The following is a 23,429-nucleotide window of genomic DNA, read 5'->3' as shown; positions in this document are numbered from 1 at the left end:
CACGGCCTAATCCCCATCGAGCAGGGTGGCCTGGCCCGCTGGAGGAAGCCGGCTGGTCCTGGCCGGTTGGTTTAGTCACAGCGAAGGCGGGAGACTGGATCAACTCGATCACGAAAGTGGGAACCACATGATCAATCTCAAGCAAGACGCCGAGGGGTTCATCCGCATGAACCGGCACTTCCCGGAAAAGTCGCTCATCAGCATCACGTTCACCGATGGCTCAGAACACGTCTATTCCGGGCACCGGCTCAACGGCATCTACGACGAGGCCCTGGCAGAGTACCGGGCGCAGAACCACCTGGATGCCAAGGGGTTCTCGCGGGCGCCCAAGAAAACGGTTCAGCCCGCGAACAAGATCGAATTCGTTCCGGTGCACGCCGGAATGGACCCGTAGCGGCGCCCCTGGCCACCCAACGTCCGCCTGGGCCGTTTGCCGCGGCCGGGTCGCCGTGGGCCCTGCCGGATCAGCCGACGCCTACCGCGCCCGGCCCGTGCGCCGGGCGGCGGAGGGCGCGGGCGCGGATACGGAGGTCGTTGTCGTGCACCCGCCGGTCGACGCCGGGCACCGGAGTCGGAGTGCTTCTCGGCCGCGGAGCCGCCGGACTTGCCGGCGGCTCCGGGCACAGATCACTGATCAGCCCCATGCCGGCGTACTCGCGCACCGCGGTGATGCCGGCAACCGCTGCAGGCTTGTCCGCGAAGCCCTTTGACACGGCCAGTACTGCCCCGTCCGGTGCCCTGAGCCGAAACCTGAAGCAGGCATCGGCGTCAACGAAGAGTTCAAATGTGCCGGCCATGGCGATCCTCCCGATTCGCGGGCTCCCCGTCCGGACATCATTGCCACGGGGTGAAGGGGAAAGCGTCGCTGCTGCCCGCTGGTTTGGTTTGTCCCTGAGGCTGAACGGATGATGTCAGCCCGTCATTAAAGTCTCGCTGCGGCCGTGGAACGCCCACAAGGCAAGTCACGTAAATCCCAGGTAAATAGAAGCCAACAGCCGTGCGCGGGCAACCGCCGTCTGGGTCCGCCGCGGGCAGGAACACTGGCGCCTCCGCGGTACCCCTACAGGGGCGGCCAATGGTCGCGGCAGTAGTCACCGCGGCTGGCGCCGGGAGACCCTTGAGGGATGACGCGGTCCCAGGAGGGGGCGACGGCCTCGCTCCGCTCTGAAGGCTCGGCTGCCGCGGTGCGGCCTGCGTCGCCGGGAAACCAGGTCATGACTGAATCGTTGGACAACGTACCCCCCATTGTTCTTGGCTGGAGGCGCACCGGCTCGCATTACGGACCGCCATGCGCCTCACGCAAGACTAACCGGGAGCACTGACACCAAAACAGGGACTTTGGACCGTATCGGCGAAAGGCGGCGGGCGCCTACCCGTGACCGCCCGCAGGCCGCCGCCAACGGCTTCCGGCGCCCAACAGCCCGGGGCGACGGGCAGAAGTGTTTCATCCATTGGAAATGGAGGTCGCCGCGGCGGAGAATCAGGGGCAGTCTTGGGGGCAGCCCGCGCTCCACAGACAGGAAAGAAGGATGCGATGTCCCTCAGCGTTGAGGAAATGAACAAAGAGCTCCCGTTGGCGAATGTGCTGCCGGGCGACGCCGTCCCGTACTACATGGCGTCGGGCGAAGGCGCCCGCTATGAGATCAACGGCCAGCTGGTCACGGTGATCGCCCGGGCGGCGGACACCGGCGGCATTTTCAGCGCCGCCTACATCTCCGGCGGCATGGGGGCCGAATCACCGTTTGTGAGCCACGCGGTGGAACACAAAACGCTGTATGTCTTCGACGGCGTCCTGCACGTCTGGCTGCCGGGCGAAAGCCGCATCCTGACTCCCGGGGATTCCGTGGTGATCCCGCCGGGAACCCCGCACGCGTACCGGATGGCAAGCCACTACACCCGGTTCCTGAACTGGATGACCCCGGGCGGCGCCGAGGCCTACTACGAACGCGTCGGCACACCCATCGATTCGCACGTCCCTCCTGTCACCCCGGGCCGGAAGCCCAGCCTGCAGGAGTGCGCGGCGGTAGGAGCCGAATTCGGCATGACGTTCCCCGACGTCGAACGGGTGGCACCGTCTTTCCGGCAGGACGCCGGGCTGCCGGCGGCCCAGAGCCCGTACTTCCTCAGTGCCGGCGAGGGCGAGCGGATGGTCAGCTACCAGACCATGTTCACGTACCTGTCCCGGCCGGCGAACACGGGATCGAACTACTTCGCCGTCCACACCAAGGGTGCCAAGTCCCCCTACATTCCGCTGCACTTCCACGAACAGCACACGGAAAACTTCCTCTGCACCGAGGGCCGGATGTGGATCTACGCCAACGGCCGCGAAGTGCTGCTCACCAAGGGCGACTTCCTCCACGCCCCGGCCGGGACCATCCACTCCTTCGCCTTCGATTCCCACAACACCCAGATGGTCGGGTTCCTGACGCCGTCGGTCTTCAACGGCTTCTTCGAGTACTTCAACAAGCCCACGGAGGACTACATGTACACCGAGGGCGGCGAGCCCTACATGGACATGGAGGGCTTCGGCCGGGCCCAGGCCGAGATGGACCTGACCGTGGTGGGTCCCCCGCCGCAGCGCAGGGCTGCGCTGGACATCTAGCCGGACCGGGGCATCTGACCCGGTTTTCCGGTCCGGCTGCAGGTCCCACGCGAATGGCCCGGAACCCCCCGCGGAGGGTTCCGGGCCATTCGCGTCTGTGGATGGCTTGTCAGCGGTTCATGATGCGTGCAGAGCCTGGCGCACCAGCTCGCGCCCGTAGTCGTTGCCGTTCGGGGTGCGCAGCACCGTGTGCATGTGGAACGGGGCCGGGGTGTCGTTGCTGAGGAAGACGCCTGTGTGGTGGTCCAGTTCCATGACCAGCACGGGGCTTTGCAGTCGGAAGTAGAAGGCGTCCTGCGCCTCCCATCCGCCGATCCAGCAGAACCAGGTTTCGTCCCAGTGGGCCGCGATCTCCCGCCGGCGGGCGGTCCGCGGCCCGTCGGGGAGGAACGCGATGAAGTCTGCCACGAGCTCGTCCAGGATCGCGCGTGCCGCGGCGGGCATCGCGTTGACCGGGATGCCCTCGTAGGGAATCACGCGGTTGTCCTGGAAGCAGCCGGCCAGGTGCCGTTCGTCCCCGGGGTGCAGCCTGCCCTCCGGCATGGCCGGGTCCTGCATGTCCGCGAAAAGCGTGGCCTCGTCCCGCAGCGGCCCGGGCAGGGATTGCATCAGGCGCCGCGCCAGGGCGATCCGCTCCTTGAAAACGGCCACGCCCTGGTGCGGGCCGGCGTCGATGACGTCCGGTTCGGCGCCGAGGAACACCGGCGAGACCACCAGCTGGGTCCCGGCCACCAGGACGTTGAGCGCCACGTGGTGGCCGAAGAGCTGCCAGCCCCACGGGGCCGTCTCCGACGGGTCACCGTAGAGGGCGAAGTTGTAGCTGAACTCGTTCATCAGCTCCGGCAGCTCCACCAGGCCGCCCAGGAATCCATTGATCCGCATCAGGTTCCGGACCAGCCCGTAGCCGGCCGGACTCAGGCTCGCCGCAAAGATAGCCAGGATCTGTTCGCGCACGCCCTGGTCCAGCTCGTCCAGGCGCAGGCCCGTGTCATGCTGCAGGAATTCCGGGTTGGCCCAGCTCTGCCATTCGTGCGCGTCCACCCCGTAGCGGAGCTGTTCGGCCTGGGCAGGCGTGAGTCGTGCCAGCAGGTCCCGGGCGGCGGCCGTCATGGCGGCCGCCGGCGCCTCCTCCCCCGCCGGTGCCGGCTCGAGGGGGTACAGCCCGGCCCGGTGGACACCGTCGCTGGTCACCCCGGTGAAAGGCTCGGGGTATTGGGCGGCCCAGCCCTGGATCATGGGACCCGCGAAGGGATCGGTCTTTGCCGCCTCGGCATAGCCGCGGGCATCCAGGCCACGGATCTGCGCCACCCGCGGATGGTCGGGCGGGTAGAGATAGTCACGGAAGGACGGCACGGACACGTGTTCTCCTGTCGGGTTCTTCGGATGGTGTTGCCAGCGGCCAGCCGGCGGCCACGCCAATGGCCGCGGCGGCCCCCGCGGGGTCGGTCCCCCGCCAGGCGACGTGCTGGTCCGGGCGGACCAGCACCGCGGCGGCCTGCCAGTGCGTGGTCATCGGGGTTCCGTGCTGGTCGGGTCCGACGTCGACGACGGACAGCGGGATTTTGTGGATCGCGGCGGCGGCCAGGACCGCCGTGTAGGCCTGTCCGGCGGCCGCGCCGCCCAGGCTGTCGCGGTCCACCACGAGGGTGAAGCCGGTGTCCAGCAGGTCATAGAGCGACGTTGTCGCGTCGAGCCAGGCGTGCGGCAGCAGCGATCCGGGGCTGGCGGAGGGGTCGTAGCTGACGGGGTCCTCGGCGGGGACGGGCAGTCCGTCCGGGACGACCAGAGGCGAGGAGCCGTACGTGTAGCCCAGCACAAGTCCCAGCGAGTCGAACTCGCTTTGTTTGACGGCCAGCGCCTCCTTGGCGACCCGCCGGGCTGCCTCGCCGTCCGCATCCGCCCGGCCCAGGGCCGGGTCCGCGAAGTGGTAGGCCAGCGACTTCCCGTTGGCGGCGGCGTCGCGGATGGTCCGGGCCGCGACGGGCCGGCGCTCCAGCTCGTAGCTGCCGGGCAGGGCCGGGCCGGCCCAGCCCGCCAGGGCGGCGGCGATCTTCCAGGCCAGGTTGGCGGCGTCGCCGATGCACGTGTTGAACCCGTGCCCGCCCCAGGGCGGATTCAGGTGCGCCGCGTCCCCGACCAGGAACACGCCGTCGTGCCCGTATCCCGGGGCGAGCAGCATGCGGGCCGTCCAGGGGTCGGTGGCGATGACCTCGACGTCGACGTCGGCCCCGACGAGCGAACGGACCAGACGTCCGGCGTCGGGTGATGCGCTGCCGTCCACGCCCTGGATGATGGCCCACCAGGTGCTGCCGAGGTCCAGCCGCCCCACCATGCCCGAAACCTCGGGTCCCAGGACCCAGTACTGGACGGCCGGGTCCAGGGTGATCGCGGCGGCGAGGGTGTCGGAACGGAACAGGACACTGATGTTGGAGAGCTCGGCGGAGCCCCCGGCGAGGCGGATGTTCAGCCGGCGGCGCACGGTGGAGGAACCGCCGTCGGCCGCGGCGACGAAGCTGCAGTCCACGGCCTTGCGCCGTCCGGTTGCGTCGGACACCGCCACGCGCGAGCCGAAGCGCGGCCGGCCCGGGCCCGGCGTGCCGCCGCCCTGGTTGATGTCCAGGTCTTCCACGCTCAGGCCGGTCAGCAGCGTGACGAGTGGGGATTCGGCGGCGGCCTCCCGCAGCACGGCCTCCATGACGGGCTGCGGGACCTGCTGCCCGCATTCCGGCTGGGGACCATACCGGCCAGGGACGAGCTGGAAGGCCTGGCGGAACCGGGTGACTTCGTGGCCGGTGAGGGCGGAGCAGAAGATGACGTCCTGGGCGTAGGAGACCGGCAGCGGCGCGGCGTCGCGGAGTTTGTCGGCAAGCCCGAGGCGGCGCAGGTGCGTCATGGTGCGGGCGTTCGTGGTCTTGGCGCGCGGCCGGTCCTGGTCAATGGTGGTCCTCGGCTCGATGACGAGGCTGTGGATGCCGCGGTGCGCCAGGTCCAGGGCCAGGTACAGCCCGCTGGGTCCTCCGCCGGCGATCAGCACCGGCACCCGCTCCGGCAGGTCGCCGAGGGCCGCGTTGTTGACGGCCGTCATCAGGCCCGTGCCCGCAGTGACGGGCCGCCCACGGGCGTGGTGAGCGTTCCCAGGGTGTCGATTTCCACTTCGACCGTGTCGCCGGGCTGCAGGAGCCACGGCGGGGTCCGGACGTAGCCGACCCCCTCCGGGGTTCCCGTGGCAATGACGTCACCGGGATGCAGGGTCATCGTCTGGCTGATAAGGGCGATGATGGCCGGGACGGAGAAGATCATGTCCCGGGTGTTGCCGTTCTGGACCTCGGTGCCGTTGACCCGGGTCCGGACCTGCAATCCCTCGCGAAGGTCCCCGGCCTCGTCGCGGCTGACCAGCGGGCCGAGGGGGCCGCTGAAGTCGCCGTTCTTTCCCAGGGTCCATTGGGCGGTGAGCTTCTGGGCCCGCCGCGCGGTGAGGTCGTTGAAGGTGGAGTAGCCGAAGACGGCTTCCGCGGCGGTGGCCTCGTCCGCGGATTCGACCCGCCGGCCCACGTAGGCGGCGACTTCGCCTTCCCAGTCCAGCCCGGCCTCGCCGGCGGGCACGGGCGCGGGGACATTGCCGACCGAAAGGGACGCGGTCCACCGGCCGAACAGCGTGGGGTATTCGGGCACGGAGAAGGAACCCTCGGCGGCGTGGGCGCGGTAGTTCAATCCCACGCAGATCACGCGGGCGGTGGGCGGGACCAGCGGGACTTCGTTGACGTCCGCCCGGTTCAGCGACGCGCCGCCGGCCGTCAGGGACAGGGACTTTTCCTGCCAGCCGGCGGCATCCGCCCAGAAATCCTGGACCGGAGCCAGTGGGTAGACCCGGCTGTCGGCCAGGGCCGCAACCCAGGCCGCGCCGTCGTGGGTGATGCCGATGTACTGCATGTGAAGGGCCTTTCAGGTTCCGCCCGGACGGGCGCGGTGAGGGAAGTGGTGATCGTGGAAAATTGGCACGGCAAAGCTGCCCTGGTCAGGCCGAGGCCTGCACTGGCTTCGCGGGGACGGGTCTGTCAGGGTAGGTGGGCCTGGCGGAGGAAGAAGTCGACGGTGGCATCCATGGCCTTCTGCGCGGCCGCCTGGCTGTGATCGGGCAGTACCCACATGTGGTCCGCGTCCTCGATCAGGAGCAGTTCGACGTCGGTACCGGCGGCTTCCAGCGCCGCCGCGAGGGACGTCGACTGGGCCGGCGGGACGAAGCGGTCGGCGGTCCCGTGGACCAGGAGGAAGGGCGGCGCCGCCGGGGTCACATGGCCCATGGGGCTGGCGGCAGCGGCCTTGCCGGGGGCCTCGGCCAGCACCGCTCCGATGAGCAGTTCTTCGCGTGAGGCGGGGTCGTCGGCGCGGGCGACGGCGTTGGGCAGGCTTTGTTCGGCCATCGTGGCCAGGTCCGCGGGCGCGTACCAGGCTGTCACGGCAGCGACCGCGGCGGCGCCGGCGTCGCCAGTGTCGCCAGGGGTGAGCCCCACGAGGCTGGCGAGATGCCCGCCCGCGGAGTCGCCCCACGCGAAGATCCGGTCAGGATCCACGCGGAACTCCGCCGCATGGTTCCGAAGCCAATCCACGGCGGCCTTCGCGTCCTCCAGCTGCGCCGGGAACCGGGCGGCCGTGCTGAGCCGGTAGTCCGCGGAGACCACTACGAAGCCTGCGTCCGTGAGCCGCCGGAACGGGCTGAAGCCGAAGCCGTCCAGGACCGGGCCGAGGGAGGATCGCTCCCCCGTCCGCCAGCCGCCGCCGTGGAAGTGCACGATGGCGGGGAACAGTTTCGGGGACGGCCCTTCGGCGGGGTGTTCTTCGGCGGCGGGGAGGTAGACGTCCAGCAGTAGGGGTTCGGCGCCCCCGGGGCAGGCGAACTCGATCCCGTCCAGGATCTGTTCTGCTGTCATCGTCGGCTCCATCTGCTGCTGGCCGGCCTCTCGAGGTGTTCCGGCGTCTGAATCAAGGGTGTCGGATACCGGGTCGTGCCGGCACCGGGCATTTCAATCATTGGAACGGCTTTGCCTCCACCAGGGCCCGGGCCAGGAAGGCGAGGCCGTCCTGCACGATCCTAAGCCCCGCGGAATGGTTGAGATAGCCGTGGACGGCACCGGCTTCGAGGCGGAAGTCGACGTCGGTTCCGGCACGCCGGAGTCCTGCCGCGAAAGCCTCTGCCGAGTGCCGCAGGTCGTCGTATTCGCATGCGATGATCGCCGCGGGGGGCAGGCCGGAGGGGTCCGCGTTGCCGGGCATGGCATAGGAGGACGCCATGGCGACAGGACCGCCGATGTAGTTCTCCACGAGGGCGCGGCAGTCATCGGCAGTGAAGCGCAGCAGCCGCGGAAGCCCCTCGAGCACGCCGGGTACGTCCGGCGCCGGGACGGAACCGGACCCGGCGCCGGATCCGGATTCGGAACTGGAACTGGAACCGGCGCCGGATCCCGGACTGGAAGCGGTGCTGGAACCGGGGTTGGATCCGGTGCTGGGCGCTGGCAGGTCGGCGTGCAGGAACGGGTACGCGAGCAGCAGTTTGGCCGGCAGCGGCAGGCCGGCGTCCTTGAGGAAGAGCGCGGCCCCGACGGCGAGATTGCCGCCCGCGCTGGCGCCGCCCAGGCACACGCGGTCGGGGTCGGCGCCCAGCTCCGCGGAGTGCTCCACGGTCCAGAGCCAGGCGGCCAGGACGTCCTCGTGCGGGACGGGGAAGTGCACGCCGTCGCGGGCCAGCCGGTAGTCCACGGACACCACCACGCCGCCGCTGCGGGCGGCGACTTCCCGGGCGAGCTGGTCCGCTTCGCGCATCTCCGGCCCGCCGCCGGCAAATCCCCCGCCGTGCATCCACACGAGCGCGGGACCGTCATGGCCCGGGGCGCCGCCGTAGACCCTGACAGGGACGGTCCCGTTCGGACCGCGCGCCCCGGTTTCCCGGAAACGGACGGCTGGAGCCTGGTAGGGCACGGCACCGCCGCTGAAGGCCTCGAGCCGGTCCAGGCCGCCGGGCTGGCCCAGGAGGTCAGTGATCGAGCCCGCTCCGGCCAGGTGGTGCAGGGCGCCGGCCAGGTCCGGGTCCAGGCTCATGGCCGGGACCCGGTCGCGGTCTGGGCCCAGGGCAGCGGAGCCCCCAAGTCAACCGTGTCGGCAGAGTCGGCAGTGCCGGCAGCGGCCCCCGCAGCGGCCCCGGCCGCGCCGGCGCGTCCGGACCGGGGCAAGGACAGTCCATGGCCAAAGCGAAAGATGGGGTCCTCGGTGTCGAACGGCATGTCTTCGCGGGAGGCTTCGACGGCGGCCATGGACCGCGGGAGGTCGAACGGCAGACGGCCCTCCGGCACGGCACGCCCGGTGAGGATGTCCGCCAGGGCATCGGAGTCGGATCCGTAGTTGGCCAGCAGGGCCGCGGCGTGGTCGGCGAGTTCGGGCAGGACGGCGGGCCGTTCCAGGTTGATGTCGATGACCGTGGGGACGGCCCGGCAGATGGCGGTGACGCGTTCGATCTCCTCCGGCGCGAAGGCCAGGCTGCCGCAGTGGAAGAAGGATTCGAAGCCCTCGCCGCGGACTTCGAACGGGGTCCGCAGCCGGAGGATGGCGAGGTCCGCGGCCTCCGGCGTCGGAACCGGGATGAAGCCCGGCCCCAGGTCCGCGGCCGTAATGCCTTCGAGGTAGACCCTGGCGCCGGCGGCGAGCGGCAGGACGGGGCCGCCGTCGACGTCCTTGTTGGCCAGGAGCGTGTAGGAGCGGCGCTGCATGGCCCGGCCCGCGGCGCGGAACTGCGGGGTCCCCACTGCGGAGTCGGAGGCGGCGGCGTCCACGAGGGGGTTCTCGAAGAGCCCGAGGAGGAACTTCTCCTCCAGCAGTTTGCGGACGGAGACGTCGAGCCGGTCTTCGCTGAGCTTGCCCGCCCGGACGGCGCCGGTCAGGAGGTCGACGCAGCTTTCGCCGCCGATCTGGTCCACGCCGGCGTCCAGCGCCTTGAGCAGCCGTTCCTGCGGTGTCAGGTGTTCCACGCCCCAGGCCCTGGCCGGGAACACCCTGCCAAAGATGTCGCCGTCGGTGAGGATGCCCCAGTCCGAGCAGACGATCCCGCCGAAGCCGAGTTCTTCGCGCAGGAGTTCCGTGAGGATGCGCTTGTTGAAGGCGAAGCCCACTTCCTCGTATTCCGTGCCGACCGGCATGCCGTAGTACGGCATGATCTGCCGTGTGCCGGCGGCGACGGCGGACCGGAAGGGCAGCAGGTGATAGTCGAAGTTGCCGCCGGGATAGACCTGTTCGCGGCCGTAGCTGAAGTGCGGGTCCTCGCCGTCGAGCTGGGGGCCGCCGCCGGGGAAATGCTTGGTCATGGTGGACACGGACGCTGTCCCGAACGCGTCGCCCTGGAAGCCGCGGACGTAGGCGCCCACCAGCTCCGCCGCGAGCTCGGCGCTCTCACCGAACGTGGCCGCGCCGCGGGACCAGCGCGGTTCGGTGAAGACGTCCACCTGCGGGTGCAGGGCGGCCCGGATGCCGACGGCGAGGTACTCCTGCCGGGCGATATCGGCGAACTCTTCCACGGCGTCGGGGTCTCCGACGGCGGCGAAGCCGAGCGCCTCGGGCCACTGCGAGAACGGCCCGGCCAGGGCCCCGGTGCCGGGGTTGTCGGTGTAGGCGTGGCGCGGGTCCGTGGAGAGCGTGACGGGGATGCCCCAGCCGGTGTCCAGGGCGAGGCGTTGGATGCTGTTGTGCCATTCGGCGAGTTCCCTGGCCTGGGTTGCGGCGCCGATGATGTTGAAGTGGTTCATCCGGCGCCCGCCGATCAGCTCCACGGCCGGGCCGGTGCCGAGCGCGAACGGCAGCGCGCCGTGGAACATCAGGCCCGCTTTGTCCTCGAGCGAGAGCCGGGAGAGCAGGTCCTGGACGCGTTGCCCGACCGGCAAGGTGGCGTCCTGGTAGGGGTACGGGTACCGGGCGGTGACGGGGGTCATGGCTGGCTCAATTCGTTGGAGAGGAAGGTGATGGCGGTATCCAGGATGCTGTCGATCCGGTCTTCTGCGCCGAAGAAGCAGTGGTCGGCGCCCTCGATGACGACGACGTCGTTGCGGACGCCGGCGGCGCTGAGGGCCTGCGCGAGGAGCTCGCTCTGGGACAGGGGCACGAGGGCGTCGCTGTCGCCGTGGATCAGCAGGAACGGCGGCGCCCCGGCGCTGACGTGGCCGAGCGGACTCGCGGCCGCCAGCCGGTCCGGGTCGCTGGAGCCGCCAACGAGCATGGGTCCCGGTTCCATGCTCATGCCTGCCGGAACGGCGGCCACCATGGGTCCGGTGAGGAGGCCGGCCGGGAGCTGCATCGGGGGCATGAGGGGCAGCGAGGACACGCCGTAGAAGTCCACGACGGCGCTGACGGCACTGGAGTGTCCCTGCGCCCCGAGTCCGCCCTCGAGGTCTTCCCGGCTGCCGGTCAGACCCAGCAGCGCGGCCAGGTGGCCGCCGGCCGATTCGCCCCAGGCGCCAAAGCGTTCCGGATCGATCCGCAGCTCCTGTGCGTGCGCGCGGAGGTAGCGGACCGCCGCTTTCAGGTCATGCAGCTGGGCCGGGAAGGCGGCTTCGAGGGCCAGCCGGTAGTCGACGGTGGCGCAGGCGATCCCTGCCGCGTTGAGCCGGGAAAAGACGGAGTCCGCGGGGAACGTGGGCGGCAGCTCACGGCGGTCCCCCAGCTGGAAGGCGCCGCCGTGGACCCACAGCACCAGCGGAACCGGCCGCGGCACCGGACCCCCGGCCGTCCGCGGAAGCCAGATGTCCATGCTCAGCGGCCGGAACCCGACGGTCCTGGCGTAACTGACTTCGCGGTGGACCGCGGAGACCTCGGATACCTGCACGGCCATGCCCGGGCCATCGAAGGCAGGGAACGCCGGTAACGCTGGACCAGAAGGAGGGCCGTCCTTCCCTGCGGCGGCGTCGGGGCGTGCCTCGGTGTCAGTCGTTGGGGATTCGATAAAGGTCATGGTGCGCTCCTGGTGAGGTGGGGCAGGGATGCCGGGACGGCCGGGCCATACGGGACGGAGAAGGTGTGCGTTCCGGGCCCGACGACGGCCCCCGCCCGGCCGGGCAGGCGGACTTCGGCGCTGGTGCCGGCCGGGACGACGGCGTTCAGGGTCAGCTCGCCGTCGTCGATCCGCCAGCTGGCCGAAACCAGGCCCTGGGGGCCGCGGTGGGATGTGCTGGCGGATGAGAGGCCGGCGCCCGGGCGCGGTTCGATGATGATTTGTTCGTAGGCCGCGCTCCCCGGCGCCTGCCGGAGTCCGGCGGTGTAGCGGTGCAGGAAGGACACCACGGCGCCCTTGCTGTAGTGGTTCAGGGACTGCTGCGCTGTGCCGTCCGGGCCGATGCCGTTCCAGGCTTCCCACATGGTGGTCGCGCCGCGGTCCACCATCACCAGCCAGGACGGTTCGGTGTCCTGCATGAGCAGCTCATAGGCCAGGTCAAGGTGGCCGTTGTCGGCAAGGACCGGCAACAGGTCTGCGGTGGCGAGGAACCCGGTGCCCAGGTGGGTGCCGGCGTCCCGGATGAGGCCGGCCAGTTGCGCCGCGACCGCCGCCCGGTGCTCGTCGGCGACAAGGCCGAAGGCGAGTGCCCGGACACAGTTTGCCTGGCTGGGGTCGAACAGTTGCCCGGTGTCATTGACGTATTCGCGGGCCCAGGCGTCGCGGACATTGGCGGACAACTCTGCCAGGGCGGCGGCCTCCGTGTCCTTGCCCAGGACGGCGGCGATCCCGGCCATGATGGCGGCGGAGTGCCGGTAGTAGGCGGTGGCCACGATGCCGTGGTCGGCGGACCTGGCCGCGAACAGGTCCGGTTCCGGCCCGTCGGGTTCGAGCCATTCACCCCAGTGGAAGCCGGTGTCCCAGAGGAACTGCTCGTGTGGTTCCGGCGTAGGTCGGGTGACGGCCCGGGCCGGGTGCCGGGCGCCTCCGGCCGCGCTGCTGATGAACCCGAGCCAGCGGTTCATGGCCTCCCAGTTCTGTTCCAGGATGGCCGTGTCACCCGTGGCCCGGTAGATCTCCCACGGCACCAGGACGATCGCGTCTCCCCAGCCGGCCGAGCCGTTGACAAAGGCCATGTGATCGGCCGCGGTGGCGTCCGGGCCCGCCGACGGCGAAATGTTAACGATCACTCCGTTGTCCCACTGATCAGCCCGGACATCATTGAGCCACTTTCGGGAGAAGCCGGCAACGTCGAAGAGGTAGGCCGCGGTGGGCACGAACACCTGCCAGTCGCCGGTCCAGCCGGCTTTCTCCCGCTGCGGGCAGTCCGTGGGGACCTCGCAGGCGTTGCCGCGGAAGCTCCACTCGACGATCCCGTGCAGCGTGTTGAGCCGGTCATCGCTGCAGCTGAACGTGCCCACGCGTTCGAGGTCGGTCTGCACCATCCGGCCCACGAGATCCCCCGGTTCCAGCGGGTCCGCCAGCCCGCGGACCGAAACGTACCGGAAGCCGTGCGTCGTGTGGCGCGGCTCGAAAATTTCGCCGGGCGCGCCGGAGGACACCACGGAGTCGATCTGCCCGGCGGACAGGAACTGGCCCGGGTTGCGGAAATCGTGCGGCCGCAGGTGCTCCTGCGTGACCTCGCCCGCGTCGTCCAGGGCTTCGCCGTACACCAGCGTCACGGCGTGGCCCGGGGCGCCGAGCCGGGTCAGGCGCACCCAGCCGTTGATGTTCTGGCCCAGGTCCACCACCTGGTGGCCGCTGGCCAGCCGGGTGATGGACACCGGGGCGATGTCCTCCACGGCGCGGGTGGGCGGTGCGACGGGACCCGTCAGTGTTTCGAAGCTGCCGTCACGGAGCACAGCGTGCCCGCGACGGCTTCCGGAGCGAACGCCTGCGGCACGGAAGTCGACACGCTGCCCGGCCATGAGGTCCGCGCTGACAATTTCGGACGGCTCCACCAGCCAGGTGTCATCGGTCCCGACCACCGTCCGACCCGCCGCGGATGCCAGCTCGATCTGTACCAGCAGCGCCGTCGTGGTTCCGTACATGTCGGCGTCGCGCGTGTACCCGAACGTGCCGCGGTACCAGCCGTCGGTGAGGACGCCCGTGACGGTGTTGCTGCCGGTCTGCAGCAGCGTTCCGACGTCGAACGTCTGGACTTGCAGGGTGCTGTGGTAGCTCGTGGAGCCCGGGGTGAGCTCCTGGTCGCCTACCCGGTGGCCGTTGATGAAGAGCTCGTAGATCCCGTGGGCGGTGGCGTACGCCCGGGCCGAGTCCGGGACCGCGTCCAGCTCGAACGTGGTGGACAGTGCGTAGCCCGGGCGCTCGCCGGCCGCGGGGATGGCGGCCTCGCGCGGGCCGATCCACTGTGCGGCCCAGTCGGCGGGGTGCAGCAGGCCCAGTTCGACCGGCATCGGGTCCGCCCACCTTGAGGCTGACTCGCTGCCGTCCGCGGCAAGGTCCCAGGTCCGCACCGTCCATTCAAAGTGGTCCCGGGAGCCCAGCGCCGGGCCGCCGTAGGGCACCAGGCGGTGGGTTCCCGATTCCACCCGGCCGGTGTCCCAGCCGTTGCTGGCGGTGATCTGGTAGGCGCTCTGCCGCACCGTCCCCTCCGGCGGGGTCCAGCTGAGCCGGGGACGGGTGGTGGTGATGCCGAAGGCCTCGCTGAGGTGCTCAACGCGCAGGTGTGTGGGCTGGTTCACGGCTGCCTACCTCGTCCCGTCGAGGGCGGGGACTGACGCCGCCGGCCTGACGGAGGCCGCGAGGGGTCCGGCGAGCGCGTCGCGCGCGTCGCCGGCGTGCCCGGCGGGCGCGATCCTGAAGGTTGTCTCCTCCCCGCACCAGCCGCGCCCGGCGTCCCAGTGCTGGAAAGACCGCCCGGGCAGTGTGACCCGGATGTCGCGGCGTTCCCCGGCGGGGATGAGGGCCGTCGCGAAGCCTGTCAGCCAGAACCCGGGCCGGTCCACGTCCGTTTCCGGGGCGTCGGCGTAGATCTGCGCCAGGTATTTTCCGGCCCGGGCACCGGTGTTGCGGACCGTCAGGACGGTGTGCACGTCCTCCCCGGGTGCCGCTTCCTCCAGCTGCGCGAACCCCTCCACGGCGAAGGTGGTGTAGCCCAGTCCGTGGCCGAGCCAATACGCCGGAGCGGCAGCCTGCGTGGATTGCGCGGCTTGTCTTGCCCAGCCGCGGTAGCCGACATCCAGCCGTTCTGTGTACTCGAGCTGGCCGTTCCGGGGGTGCGTGTCGCGGACGGGAGCATCGGCCAGGGCGGCCGGCCAGGTGGTTGGCAGGTGGCCGCCGGGCTCGGCGTCGCCGAACAGCACATCGGCCAGGGCGTTTCCGAATTCCATGCCCGGGAACCAGACCAGGAGCACCGCCGCGGCGTCGTTCCGCCAGGGCATCTCCACCGGGGCGCCGGCGTTGACCACCACCACGGTGCGTGGGTTCGCTTCGATGACGGCGCGGACGAGGTCGTCCTGCCGGCCCGGCAGCGCCAGGGAGGTTCGGTCAAAGCCTTCGCTTTCGACGGCACCGGAGGTCCCGACCATCACGACGGCGACGTCGGCGGCGCCGGCCGCGGCAGCCGCCTTGGCGATCTCGCGGTCCGCCGATTCCCGGGGTTTGTCGATGGCCAGCCCTATGCGGAACAGAGTGGCCTCCGGATGCCAGGTGTAGCGCAAGGTCAGTCGCACCGGGGTTCCGGCGGTCAGGACGACGCCGGCTGATTCGTCCGGCGCGCCGATCAGCACGGCTCCAACGTCGGCGTAGCGGTCCCGCGAGTCGGCGGCCGCCACGGCGTCGCCGTCGACCTCGAGGCTGGCGCGGCCGATGCCCTTGAATCCCAGCTTCCAGGTGCCGGAGACGTCCGGCGTGAAGATTGTTGCGATGTCGACGGCGGTGGCGCCGGCGGGGATGGCGCCCGGGCCCCGGGTTAGCGTGGTCCGGGGACCGTATTCCTCCGCAACTGTGCCGGCGGGCCCCCGCCAGGTCAGCCGGACGCTGCCCTCACCCTGGCCCGGGGCGTGGCATTCCGCGTTCCGGGGTTCGCGAAGGCCCTCGGAGAGCCAGGCACCCTGGACGGTGGTGAGCCGGACGCCGTCGCCGGCACGTGCGCGCAGCCCCGCAGCGGGCGCCACCGTGTAGGCCGGGAACACCGAGGCGCTGCCGCCGCCCTGGGTCCGGGGATCCAGCGCCGCCGGTCCCACCACGGCGATGGAGGTGAGGTCCCCGGGTGAGAGGGGAAGGACGCCGGCCGGATTTTCCAGCAGCACGAATCCTGCCGCCGCGGCCTCCCGGGCCACGGCGGCGCCGGCTTCGGGTGCCGCGGGTTCGTTCCGGCGGCCCTCCTCGACCCGGCGGCCCAGGGTGACGAGCCGGCGCACTTTCTCGTCAATCACGGCCTCGGGGACCAGACCGGCGGAGATGGCTTCGACGAGCCCGTCACCCCACAGCTTCTCCGGTCCCGGCATGGCGAGGTCCGTGGCCGAAAGGGCGGAGTCAACGGTGGAGTACACCGCGTGCCAGTCCGAGACCACGGCGCCTTCGAATCCCCATTCGGTCTTGAGCGGGTTCTCCGTGAGGGGATTTTCGGTCATGGCCTTGCCGTTCACGCCGTTGTAGGCCGCCATGATCATCCAGGGCCGGGCCTGCCTGACGACGCGTTCAAACGGTGCGAGGTACACCTCATGCAAAGTCCGTTCGTCGAGCACGTTGTTGACGGTGGTCCGCTCGGTCTCGGCCTCGTTGGCGACGAAGTGCTTGGGGCAGGCGCCGATGCCCTGGCCCTGGATGCCGTCCACGTACGCGGCCGCCAGTTCACCGGTGAGGAGCGGGTCCTCGGACAGGCACTCGAAGTTCCGGCCCGCCAGCGGTGAACGGTGCAGGTTCATGGTGGGTCCGAGCACCACGTCCACCTGCTGGCGGCGCGCCTCGGCCGCCAGCAGCTTCCCCACCCGCGCCATCAGCCGCCGGTCCCAGGAAGAGGCCAGGCACGTGGCGGACGGCAGGTTCACCGAGCCGGCTGCCTCGGTGTCGCGGTGGCCGCGGACGCCGACGGGCCCGTCGGAAACCGTGATCTTCGGCAGTCCCAGGCGCGGCTCGGCCTGGGTGTGCCACAGGCCGGAGCCGCTCAGGAGCCGGACTTTCTCAGCCAAAGGCAGGGTGCGGATCGTTTCTTCGACGTCGGCGTCAAAGCTCGTGGAGGTCATTCGTTGGTGCTCCTGATCGTTGGTTTCGTCAGCTATCAGCATGGGTTTGCGGCGGCGCGCCCGGACAGCGCAGTTTCATTGGTTGACACGGCGCTGGGTGGAATTTAGGAGGCGACGGCTGCTGAGGTGGCGGCGGCGGTCAGGCGGTGGGTGCCGGCCCCCACGCTTCGGCCGTCCTGCCCCGGCAGCCTGATCTCCGCCTCCACGCCGTCGGGGATTGTTGCTTCGACTTCCAGCACCCCGTCGCCGGTGGTCCGCCACTCGACGGCGATGGTGCCGTGCGGGCTGCGCAGGCTGGTCTTGGCCCAATCGATGCCCTCGCCGGGCAGGGGCGCGATCAGCACCCTGGAGTAGCCCGGGGCGAGCGGCCGGATTCCACCGACGTACTTGTGCAGCCAATCAGCAATGGCGCCGAGCGCGTAGTGGTTGAAACTGGTCATTTCGCCGGGGTTGATGGTGCCGTCCGGGAGCATGGAGTCCCACCGTTCCCAGACGGTGGTGGCCCCCATGGTCACCGGGTACAGCCATGAGGGGCATTCCTGTTCGAGCAGGAGCCTGTACGCCGCGTCAGTGTGACCGGTATCGGCCAGGGCGCCGGTGATGAAGGGGGTCCCGGCGAACCCGGTGGAGACGCGGTAGTTGTTGTTCCGTACCAGTTCGGCGAGTCGGTTGCCGGCAAACTCCCGCTGCCGGCCGGTCTGCAGGATGTCGAAGGCGATGGCGAGGGCGTAGACCGTGGTGCAGTCGCTGTGCACGGTTCCGTCGGCGGCCACGTAGTGGGTGTTGAAGGCCGCTTTGACCCGTTCGGCGAGGCGGCCGAACGCGTCGGCGTCGGCGTCGTGTCCCAGGAGCGCAGCCGTCCGGGCGGTGATGGACGCGGTGCGGTACAGGCACGCTGTGGCGACGACGCCGGTGTCCGCCTTGGCCGCCCACGGCTGATCCGGCGCGGCGTCCGGGTCCAGCCAGTCGCCGAACTGGAAGCCTTCATTCCAGAGCCCGTCGGGCGAGAGCAGTCCCTCTACCCGGCGGGTGTGGGAGGCCATCGAGTCGTACTGGTCCTTCAAGACGGTGTCGTCGCCGTACGCCTCCCACAGCGCCCACGGAACCCACACGGATGCCTCGCTCCAGATGGCAGAGGATTCCGGTGCCGGGAATTCCGGCGGCTGGGGGCAGTACTTCAGTGCGTCCGGCACGGTAATGGGAACGAGTCCGCCGGCAGCCTTTTGTTCCGCGGCGAGGTCCAGGAGCCAGTCCTGCAGGAAGCCCTTGACGTCGTAGAGGAAGGCGGCCGTGGGCGCGAACACGGCGATGTCCCCGGTCCAGCCGAGCCGCTCATCGCGCTGCGGGCAGTCGGTGGGGAGGTCCAGGAAATTGCCCTTGAGGCCCCAGACGATGTTGCGGTGCAGCTGGTTCACCAGCGGGTTGGAGCACTCGAAGCTGCCGGTGCGTTCGAGCCCGGAGTGCACCGCCACGGCTTCGAGGGATTCCGCCGTCAGCCCGCCGGGCCAGCCGGATACTTCCGCGTAGCGGAACCCGTGGAAGGTCTTGCTGGGTTCGAAGAAGTCCTTGGCGCCGGAGAGGATGAACGTGTCGGTGGCGGCGGCCGAGCGCAGCGGCCGGGTGCCCAGCTCACCGTCCTCGAGGACTTCGGCGTGGCGCACGGTGATGGTGGCGCCGGCGTCGCCCTGGACGGTGAAGCGCAGCCAGCCGACCAGGTTCTGGCCAAAATCCACCAGCGTCTTGCCGGCCGGTGAGGTGAAGACCTCCACCGGTTTGATGACCTCGTTGCGCACCACCGGCGGCCCGACGGGATCCGCCAGCCGGCCGGCGTCGAACTCCAGGGCATGGACCCCAGTCCAGGCGCGGGCCCCCACAGCGGCAGCGTAGGCCTCCGGACCGGCTGCGTCCGCGGCGAAGCCCGGCCGGGCCCAGCCTGCCGGTTCCCGCCGCGCGTCGATTCGCTGTCCGTCGTAAAGATCGTTGGCCGTGGTGCCCGAGGGCCCTGACTGCCAGGACATGTCCGAGGCGACCGACTGGACGTGGCCGTCGGCGAATTCGATGTCCAGCTGCCCGAAGAACCCGAGCTCATCGCCGTACAGGCCCGACTTGCCGTGCCAGGCCAGGCGTCCGCGGTACCAGCCGTTGCCGAGCGCGACGCCGATCACCGTGGCCGGCCCCACGAGCGCGGTCACATCGTAACTGCGGTAGCGCAGGCGCCATTCGTACGAGCTCCAGCCCGGACTCAGCACGTCCTCACCGACCGGGACGCCGTTGATCTGCGCCTCGTAGATCCCGAACGCCGTGGCCCGCAGGAGCGCGCGCTTCACGGGTCCGTGGCCTTCGTCCAGCCGGAATTCCTTGCGCAGAAGCGGGGCGCCGTCGAAGTCTCGATCCGGCGCGATCATCGTGGCGGACCAGGGTGCGGGGGTCATGTGGTGTCGTCCATTCTTGTGGGGAGTTGCCATGCTGTGGGGAGTTGCCATGCTGTGGGGATTTGGTCGGTACCGCTGGTGCCGCGGGATCAGGCTCGCGGCCGGTGCCGCTCAGGCGTAGTGGCAGGCGACGTCGGACGCGCCCACCTTCCGCAGGGCCGGCCGTTCGGTCCGGCACAAGTCGGTGGCCAGCGGGCAGCGCTGGCTGAAGGGGCAGCCGCCGGGAGCGGCAGCGGCGGCCGCCGCGGTCCGCACGCCCAGCGCTTCGCGTTTTTGCCGCCGCTCGGCCTGCTCCGCCGGGCGGGGCACGGGCGAGGCCGCCACGAGCGCCTGGGTGAAGGGGTGTTGGGGCGACTCCGTGACGGCTGCCGCCGGGCCGCTTTCCATGACCTGGCCGCGGTAGAGCACCACGACGCGCTGGGCGAGAAACTGGACCACGGAGATATCGTGGGCGATGAACAGGTAGCTCAGCCCCCGCTCGTCCCGGAGGTCGGCCAGGAGGTTCAGGACCTGGGCCTGCGTTGAGAGGTCAAGGGCGCTGACCGCTTCGTCGCACACCACGAGTTTCGGCTCGCAGATCAGTGCCCGGGCGACGGCGATCCGCTGCCGCTGGCCGCCGGAAAACTGGCCGGGAAAGCGGTCCACGGTCTCGCGCGGGAGTCCCACCCTGGCCAGCATGTCCTCGGCGCGCTGCCGGGCTTCCCGGCCGGCCACGCCACGGATCCGCAGCGGTTCGGCCAGTGAGGTACCGATGCTCTGCCGGGGGTTGAGTGATGAGTTCGGGTCCTGGAACACGGCCCGGAGTTCGCCGCCCAGTTCACGCCGCCGTGCGGGGCTGGCATGGGAGATGTCCGTGCCGTTGTAGCTGACCGAACCCCCGCTGCTCTTTTCCAGGCCGAGGATGGCTTTGCCGATCGTGGACTTTCCGGAGCCGGACTCCCCCACCAGGCCCACGGTCTCCCCGTGCCGGATGCTGAAGCTCACGCCGTCCACCGCGGCCGGTCTGGCGGCGGCCTTCCGGCCCCGGCCGTAACGGACCACGAGGTCCACCACGTCCAGGAGCGGCTGCTCGGGAGCCTGCGCTGTTCCGCCCTGGCCTACCGCTGTTTCGATGCTCATGTCCTGTCCTTCTCAACTGTGCTGTCCATCTCAAGAATGTCGAGGACACGGTGGGCGGGTACTTCGGTGGCCACCCAGGCCAGGCCTTCCACGGCCAGTTCGTCGGCCTTGACGCAGCGCACCACGCCGTCGTCCGAGCCCGAGGGAACCAGCGGGACCGGCGCCACGCAGGCCGAGCCTGCGAACTGGCAACGCGCCATGAACCGGCACCCGCCCGGCCAGTCCTTGGGCTGCGGCACCTGGCCGTTGATGGTGGCGAGCCGCTCAGGCATGTCCTCGGCGGTGTTGGCGTGCGGGTCGGCGGCCAGCAACGCCAGGGTGTACGGGTGGCGGGGTTTGTCCAGGATGTTGGCGGTCCGGCCGCTTTCCACCACCTGGCCGGCGTACATCACGGCCACGGTGTCGCAGATGTCGGCCACTACGCCGAGGTCGTGTGTCACCATCACCACGGACATGCCTGTGTCCTTGACCAGTGCCCGCAGCAGCGAGAGGATCTCGGCCTGCACTGTCACGTCCAGCGCCGTTGTGGGTTCGTCGGCGACCAGCAGCCGGGGACTGCCGGCCAGGGCCAGGGCGATGGCCACGCGCTGGGCCATGCCGCCGGAGATCTGGTGCGGGTAGGTGGTGAGGATGCGCGCGGCGTCCACGATGCCCACCTTTTCGAGCAGGCTCAGGGCTTCGGTGCGTGCTTCGGCTTTGCCCATGCCCCGCAGGCGCCGGATGGCGGAGACCAGCTGGTAGCCGACCGTGAACATGGGGTCGAGGGCACGCATGGGTTCCTGGGAGATCAGCGCGATCTCCCGTCCCCTGACGCCGGCCAGCTCATTTTCCGTGGCGGCCGCGAGGTTCCGGCCGTTCCACAGGATCTGGCCTCCGGTGACGGATACGCCCGAGGGCAACAGGCCCAGCAGGGACAACGCCGTCATGGTTTTGCCGCAGCCGGATTCGCCCACCAGCCCCAGCACGGTGCCCTGTTCGACGTCGAAGGAGACCTCCGTGACCAGGGGCGTGCCGGCGTCGACGCCCACCGAGAGCCCGCGGACACTCAGCCGGCCGGCCGCGTCCGGCGCGGCGGCATCGGTGGACGGCGCAGCCGCGGACGCAGCGGCCCGGCGTCGGCGGTCAGCGGCGGAGGGCAGGTGGGAGGCGGCCGCGTTCGGGCTTTTCCCCAGGGCGTTTCCGATGGCATTGGCCGCGAGGACCGTCAGCGCCAGGACCGCACCGGTGGGGACCATCAGCCAGGGGGCGTCGTAGACGTGCTGGGATGCGCCCTGGATCATGCCGCCCCAGCTGGGCTGCGGGATGGGCGGCCCAAATCCGATGAACGCCAGACCGGCCTGGATCAGCATGCCCACCGCGAAGATGAGGGCGGACTGCACCACGATCGTGGTGTTCAACCCGGGCAGCACGTGCCGCAGGCTGATGCCGAGCGTGCTCACGCCGTCCACCTTGGCGGCGTCAACATAGAGCTGTGACTGCAGCGCGGTGGCCTGGCCCAGCATCACGCGGTAGATGCCGGCCGAGATGAGGACGCCCAGAATCGCCATGACGACGGGAATGTTCGTGCCCACGGCACCGATGACCGCCAGGATGATCACCGTACCGGGCAAGGACATCATGACCTCGGTGACGCGGCTGATCGGCCCTTCGGTCCGTTGTCCAGCGGCGGCGACCATCGCCAGGACGGTGCCGAGTCCGACGCCGACAATCACCGTGATGAGCGATGTCCCCAGGGTGCCGGCGGCCGCGGCGAAGATGCGGCTGAGCAGGTCCCGCCCCAGTTCGTCGGTGCCCAGCCAGTGGGCGGCAGTGGGGCCGGACAGGATGGCGGCGAAGTCCTGGTCCTCGGTCTTGTACGGCAGCCACCACGGCGCCGTGAGGGAGGCAACCACCAGGACCGCCAACCAGAGCACTCCGGCCACGGCACCGGGCGCCGCGAACAGGCGGTGGGCAGGCCTCCGGCCGACGCCAGTTTTGGGACCGGGGCCGGGACCGGGCCGGCCCGTGGCGGTGTTCGCGGGTGGGGCTCCGCCTGTGCCTGTATCTTCCGCATTCGCGGTGGCGGGGACGGGCGCGGGGGCAACGGAAGGGATCATGAGGCACGCAACTTCGGGTCGAGAAACTTGGTGGCGAGCTCCAGCACGAGGTTCACGGCCACCACCACAACGGTGGCGACCACCACAACGCCCTGCACGGACGGGGCGTCGTGGGTGCTGACGGAGGTCTGGACTGCCTGGCCAAGGCCCGGCATGGCGAAGAGCTGCTCCGCGATCACCGAACCGCCGAACAGCCCGATGAACTGCAGGGCGATCCCGGCCACGATCGGCAGGCTGGCATAGCGCAGGGCGTGGACGTACAGGATCTTCCAGGTGGGGGTGGCCGTTGCGCGCAGGGTCCGGATATGTTCCTGCTGCAGCGCCTCCAGCATGGATGCCCGGGTCTGGCGGGCGATGAACGCCGCACCGCCGACGGCGAGGGTGATCACCGGCAGGGCCAGGGACAGGGCCCAGTCCTGGGGTGAGACCTCGAAGGGGACGTAGCCGGTGGCCGGAAAGACCGAGTACTGGACGGCGAAGAGGTACACAAAGATGATGCCGATCCAGAAGGCCGGCAGCGCCACGGCGAGGCCGCAGACGGCTCCGACGATCCGGTCGACCAGGCCGCCGCGGACGGCTGCCGTGACGCCAAGACCGATGCCTAGTACGGCGCTCAGGACCGTGGCCCCGGCCGCGAGGGCCGCCGTCACCGGCAGCCTGCTGGCCAGGTCGGCGCTCACGGACCGGCCGTCGATCAGGGACACCCCGAAGTCTCCCTGCGCGGCGCTGCCGAGCCAGCGGAAGAACTGGACGGGGAGCGGATCGGACCAGCCGAGCCGGCTGTTGACCTCGTCAATGGCTTGCTGGGTGGCGCCGGCGCCGAGGGACACGGCGCCGGGGCTGCCCGGCATTGCGTGCACCAAGAGGAACGCCAGCACCGCGACCACCAGAACGGTGGCCAGCGCCATGAGCAGGCGCTTTGCGACGTAAATCGCCATGATGACCTCCATTGGTCAGGTCCTGCCGGACGGCCTTCGCCTCAGGGGTGAAGGCCGCCCGGCAGGG

Annotated in this window: 17 protein-coding genes; 2 read left to right on the top strand and 15 right to left on the bottom strand. The window is 70.3% G+C overall.

Annotation, left to right across the window (positions count from 1 at the left end):
- The first annotated feature begins 127 nt into the window (after nucleotides 1–127).
- Nucleotides 128–394: a hypothetical protein gene (locus AC1DDH_RS06205; protein ID WP_018772760.1), complete on the top strand. Its 267-nt coding sequence runs from the start codon at nucleotides 128–130 to the stop codon at nucleotides 392–394.
- Between the two features lie 70 nt (nucleotides 395–464).
- On the opposite strand, the gene AC1DDH_RS06200 is transcribed toward AC1DDH_RS06205, so the two are convergent.
- Together AC1DDH_RS06200 and AC1DDH_RS06195 are read right to left on the bottom strand one after the other, a co-directional pair.
- Nucleotides 465–797, bottom strand: coding sequence for a YegP family protein (locus AC1DDH_RS06200; protein WP_028276773.1), 333 nt, complete (start codon nucleotides 795–797; stop codon nucleotides 465–467).
- Between the two features lie 263 nt (nucleotides 798–1,060).
- Nucleotides 1,061–1,216, bottom strand: a complete 156-nt coding sequence (locus AC1DDH_RS06195; RefSeq protein ID WP_476849555.1) for a hypothetical protein — start codon at nucleotides 1,214–1,216, stop codon at nucleotides 1,061–1,063.
- 318 nt (nucleotides 1,217–1,534) lie between these two features.
- Here AC1DDH_RS06195 and AC1DDH_RS06190 point away from each other — a divergent pair, with 318 nt between their 5' ends.
- Nucleotides 1,535–2,602 (top strand): quercetin 2,3-dioxygenase, encoded by a 1,068-nt coding sequence (locus AC1DDH_RS06190; RefSeq protein WP_476955060.1) that lies wholly within the window; start codon nucleotides 1,535–1,537, stop codon nucleotides 2,600–2,602.
- Nucleotides 2,603–2,719: 117 nt separating this feature from the next.
- Here the strand turns inward: AC1DDH_RS06190 and AC1DDH_RS06185 are convergent, their stop codons facing one another.
- The 13 genes from AC1DDH_RS06185 to AC1DDH_RS06125 form a co-directional block, all read right to left on the bottom strand.
- On the bottom strand, nucleotides 2,720–3,961 hold the full coding sequence (locus tag AC1DDH_RS06185) for a DUF3500 domain-containing protein (protein WP_476872611.1): 1,242 nt from the start codon (nucleotides 3,959–3,961) through the stop codon (nucleotides 2,720–2,722).
- Nucleotides 3,939–5,687, bottom strand: coding sequence for an FAD-dependent monooxygenase (locus AC1DDH_RS06180; RefSeq protein ID WP_476955059.1), 1,749 nt, complete (start codon nucleotides 5,685–5,687; stop codon nucleotides 3,939–3,941). The genes AC1DDH_RS06185 and AC1DDH_RS06180 overlap by 23 nt, the downstream gene beginning before the upstream one ends.
- On the bottom strand, nucleotides 5,687–6,532 hold the full coding sequence (locus AC1DDH_RS06175; RefSeq protein WP_476955058.1) for a fumarylacetoacetate hydrolase family protein: 846 nt from the start codon (nucleotides 6,530–6,532) through the stop codon (nucleotides 5,687–5,689). The genes AC1DDH_RS06180 and AC1DDH_RS06175 overlap by 1 nt, the downstream gene beginning before the upstream one ends.
- A 125-nt stretch (nucleotides 6,533–6,657) precedes the next feature.
- On the bottom strand, nucleotides 6,658–7,530 hold the full coding sequence (locus AC1DDH_RS06170) for an alpha/beta hydrolase fold domain-containing protein (RefSeq protein ID WP_476955057.1): 873 nt from the start codon (nucleotides 7,528–7,530) through the stop codon (nucleotides 6,658–6,660).
- A gap of 97 nt (nucleotides 7,531–7,627) precedes the next feature.
- Nucleotides 7,628–8,695 carry an alpha/beta hydrolase fold domain-containing protein gene (locus tag AC1DDH_RS06165; protein ID WP_476886623.1) on the bottom strand — a complete coding sequence of 356 codons (1,068 nt, stop codon included), beginning with the start codon at nucleotides 8,693–8,695 and terminating at the stop codon, nucleotides 7,628–7,630.
- Nucleotides 8,692–10,572, bottom strand: coding sequence for a glycoside hydrolase family 3 protein (locus AC1DDH_RS06160; protein ID WP_476955056.1), 1,881 nt, complete (start codon nucleotides 10,570–10,572; stop codon nucleotides 8,692–8,694). The genes AC1DDH_RS06165 and AC1DDH_RS06160 overlap by 4 nt, the downstream gene beginning before the upstream one ends.
- Nucleotides 10,569–11,588: an alpha/beta hydrolase fold domain-containing protein gene (locus tag AC1DDH_RS06155; protein ID WP_476849547.1), complete on the bottom strand. Its 1,020-nt coding sequence runs from the start codon at nucleotides 11,586–11,588 to the stop codon at nucleotides 10,569–10,571. Before AC1DDH_RS06155 ends, AC1DDH_RS06160 begins: the two co-directional genes overlap by 4 nt.
- Nucleotides 11,585–14,272: a family 78 glycoside hydrolase catalytic domain gene (locus AC1DDH_RS06150; protein ID WP_476955055.1), complete on the bottom strand. Its 2,688-nt coding sequence runs from the start codon at nucleotides 14,270–14,272 to the stop codon at nucleotides 11,585–11,587. Before AC1DDH_RS06150 ends, AC1DDH_RS06155 begins: the two co-directional genes overlap by 4 nt.
- A gap of 6 nt (nucleotides 14,273–14,278) precedes the next feature.
- A complete protein-coding gene (locus tag AC1DDH_RS06145) occupies nucleotides 14,279–16,777 on the bottom strand; it encodes a beta-glucosidase (RefSeq protein ID WP_476849545.1) in 2,499 nt (832 codons plus the stop codon).
- A 104-nt stretch (nucleotides 16,778–16,881) separates the two neighbouring features.
- On the bottom strand, nucleotides 16,882–19,209 hold the full coding sequence (locus tag AC1DDH_RS06140; RefSeq protein WP_476955054.1) for an alpha-L-rhamnosidase: 2,328 nt from the start codon (nucleotides 19,207–19,209) through the stop codon (nucleotides 16,882–16,884).
- Nucleotides 19,210–19,320: 111 nt separating this feature from the next.
- Complete coding sequence (locus AC1DDH_RS06135; protein ID WP_476955053.1) at nucleotides 19,321–20,328, bottom strand: oligopeptide/dipeptide ABC transporter ATP-binding protein; 1,008 nt, start codon at nucleotides 20,326–20,328, stop codon at nucleotides 19,321–19,323.
- On the bottom strand, nucleotides 20,325–22,424 hold the full coding sequence (locus AC1DDH_RS06130) for a dipeptide/oligopeptide/nickel ABC transporter permease/ATP-binding protein (RefSeq protein WP_476955052.1): 2,100 nt from the start codon (nucleotides 22,422–22,424) through the stop codon (nucleotides 20,325–20,327). Before AC1DDH_RS06130 ends, AC1DDH_RS06135 begins: the two co-directional genes overlap by 4 nt.
- The gene (locus tag AC1DDH_RS06125) at nucleotides 22,421–23,374 is read right to left on the bottom strand and encodes an ABC transporter permease (RefSeq protein ID WP_476858662.1); all 954 of its coding nucleotides are present in this window, start codon (nucleotides 23,372–23,374) and stop codon (nucleotides 22,421–22,423) included. The genes AC1DDH_RS06130 and AC1DDH_RS06125 overlap by 4 nt, the downstream gene beginning before the upstream one ends.
- Nucleotides 23,375–23,429: the final 55 nt, after the last annotated feature.

Source organism: Arthrobacter sp. 10T425 (genome assembly GCF_056393985.1).
Note: the sequence above shows the minus strand (reverse complement) of the source record. Positions and strands in the feature narration are given on the sequence as shown.

Bases quoted from the DNA above. Each gene is read 5' to 3' on its own strand.
- AC1DDH_RS06165 (WP_476886623.1), bottom strand. From the start codon at position 8,695: ATGAGCCTGGACCCGGACCTGGCCGGCGCCCTGCACCACCTGGCCGGA.
- AC1DDH_RS06135 (WP_476955053.1), bottom strand. From the start codon at position 20,328: ATGAGCATCGAAACAGCGGTAGGCCAGGGCGGAACAGCGCAGGCTCCC.
- AC1DDH_RS06145 (WP_476849545.1), bottom strand. From the start codon at position 16,777: ATGACCTCCACGAGCTTTGACGCCGACGTCGAAGAAACGATCCGCACC.
- AC1DDH_RS06175 (WP_476955058.1), bottom strand. From the start codon at position 6,532: ATGCAGTACATCGGCATCACCCACGACGGCGCGGCCTGGGTTGCGGCC.
- AC1DDH_RS06140 (WP_476955054.1), bottom strand. From the start codon at position 19,209: ATGACCCCCGCACCCTGGTCCGCCACGATGATCGCGCCGGATCGAGAC.
- AC1DDH_RS06195 (WP_476849555.1), bottom strand. From the start codon at position 1,216: ATGACCTGGTTTCCCGGCGACGCAGGCCGCACCGCGGCAGCCGAGCCT.
- AC1DDH_RS06130 (WP_476955052.1), bottom strand. From the start codon at position 22,424: ATGATCCCTTCCGTTGCCCCCGCGCCCGTCCCCGCCACCGCGAATGCG.
- AC1DDH_RS06180 (WP_476955059.1), bottom strand. From the start codon at position 5,687: ATGACGGCCGTCAACAACGCGGCCCTCGGCGACCTGCCGGAGCGGGTG.
- AC1DDH_RS06125 (WP_476858662.1), bottom strand. From the start codon at position 23,374: ATGGAGGTCATCATGGCGATTTACGTCGCAAAGCGCCTGCTCATGGCG.
- AC1DDH_RS06200 (WP_028276773.1), bottom strand. From the start codon at position 797: ATGGCCGGCACATTTGAACTCTTCGTTGACGCCGATGCCTGCTTCAGG.
- AC1DDH_RS06155 (WP_476849547.1), bottom strand. From the start codon at position 11,588: ATGACCTTTATCGAATCCCCAACGACTGACACCGAGGCACGCCCCGAC.
- AC1DDH_RS06190 (WP_476955060.1), top strand. From the start codon at position 1,535: ATGTCCCTCAGCGTTGAGGAAATGAACAAAGAGCTCCCGTTGGCGAAT.
- AC1DDH_RS06160 (WP_476955056.1), bottom strand. From the start codon at position 10,572: ATGACCCCCGTCACCGCCCGGTACCCGTACCCCTACCAGGACGCCACC.
- AC1DDH_RS06205 (WP_018772760.1), top strand. From the start codon at position 128: ATGATCAATCTCAAGCAAGACGCCGAGGGGTTCATCCGCATGAACCGG.
- AC1DDH_RS06170 (WP_476955057.1), bottom strand. From the start codon at position 7,530: ATGACAGCAGAACAGATCCTGGACGGGATCGAGTTCGCCTGCCCCGGG.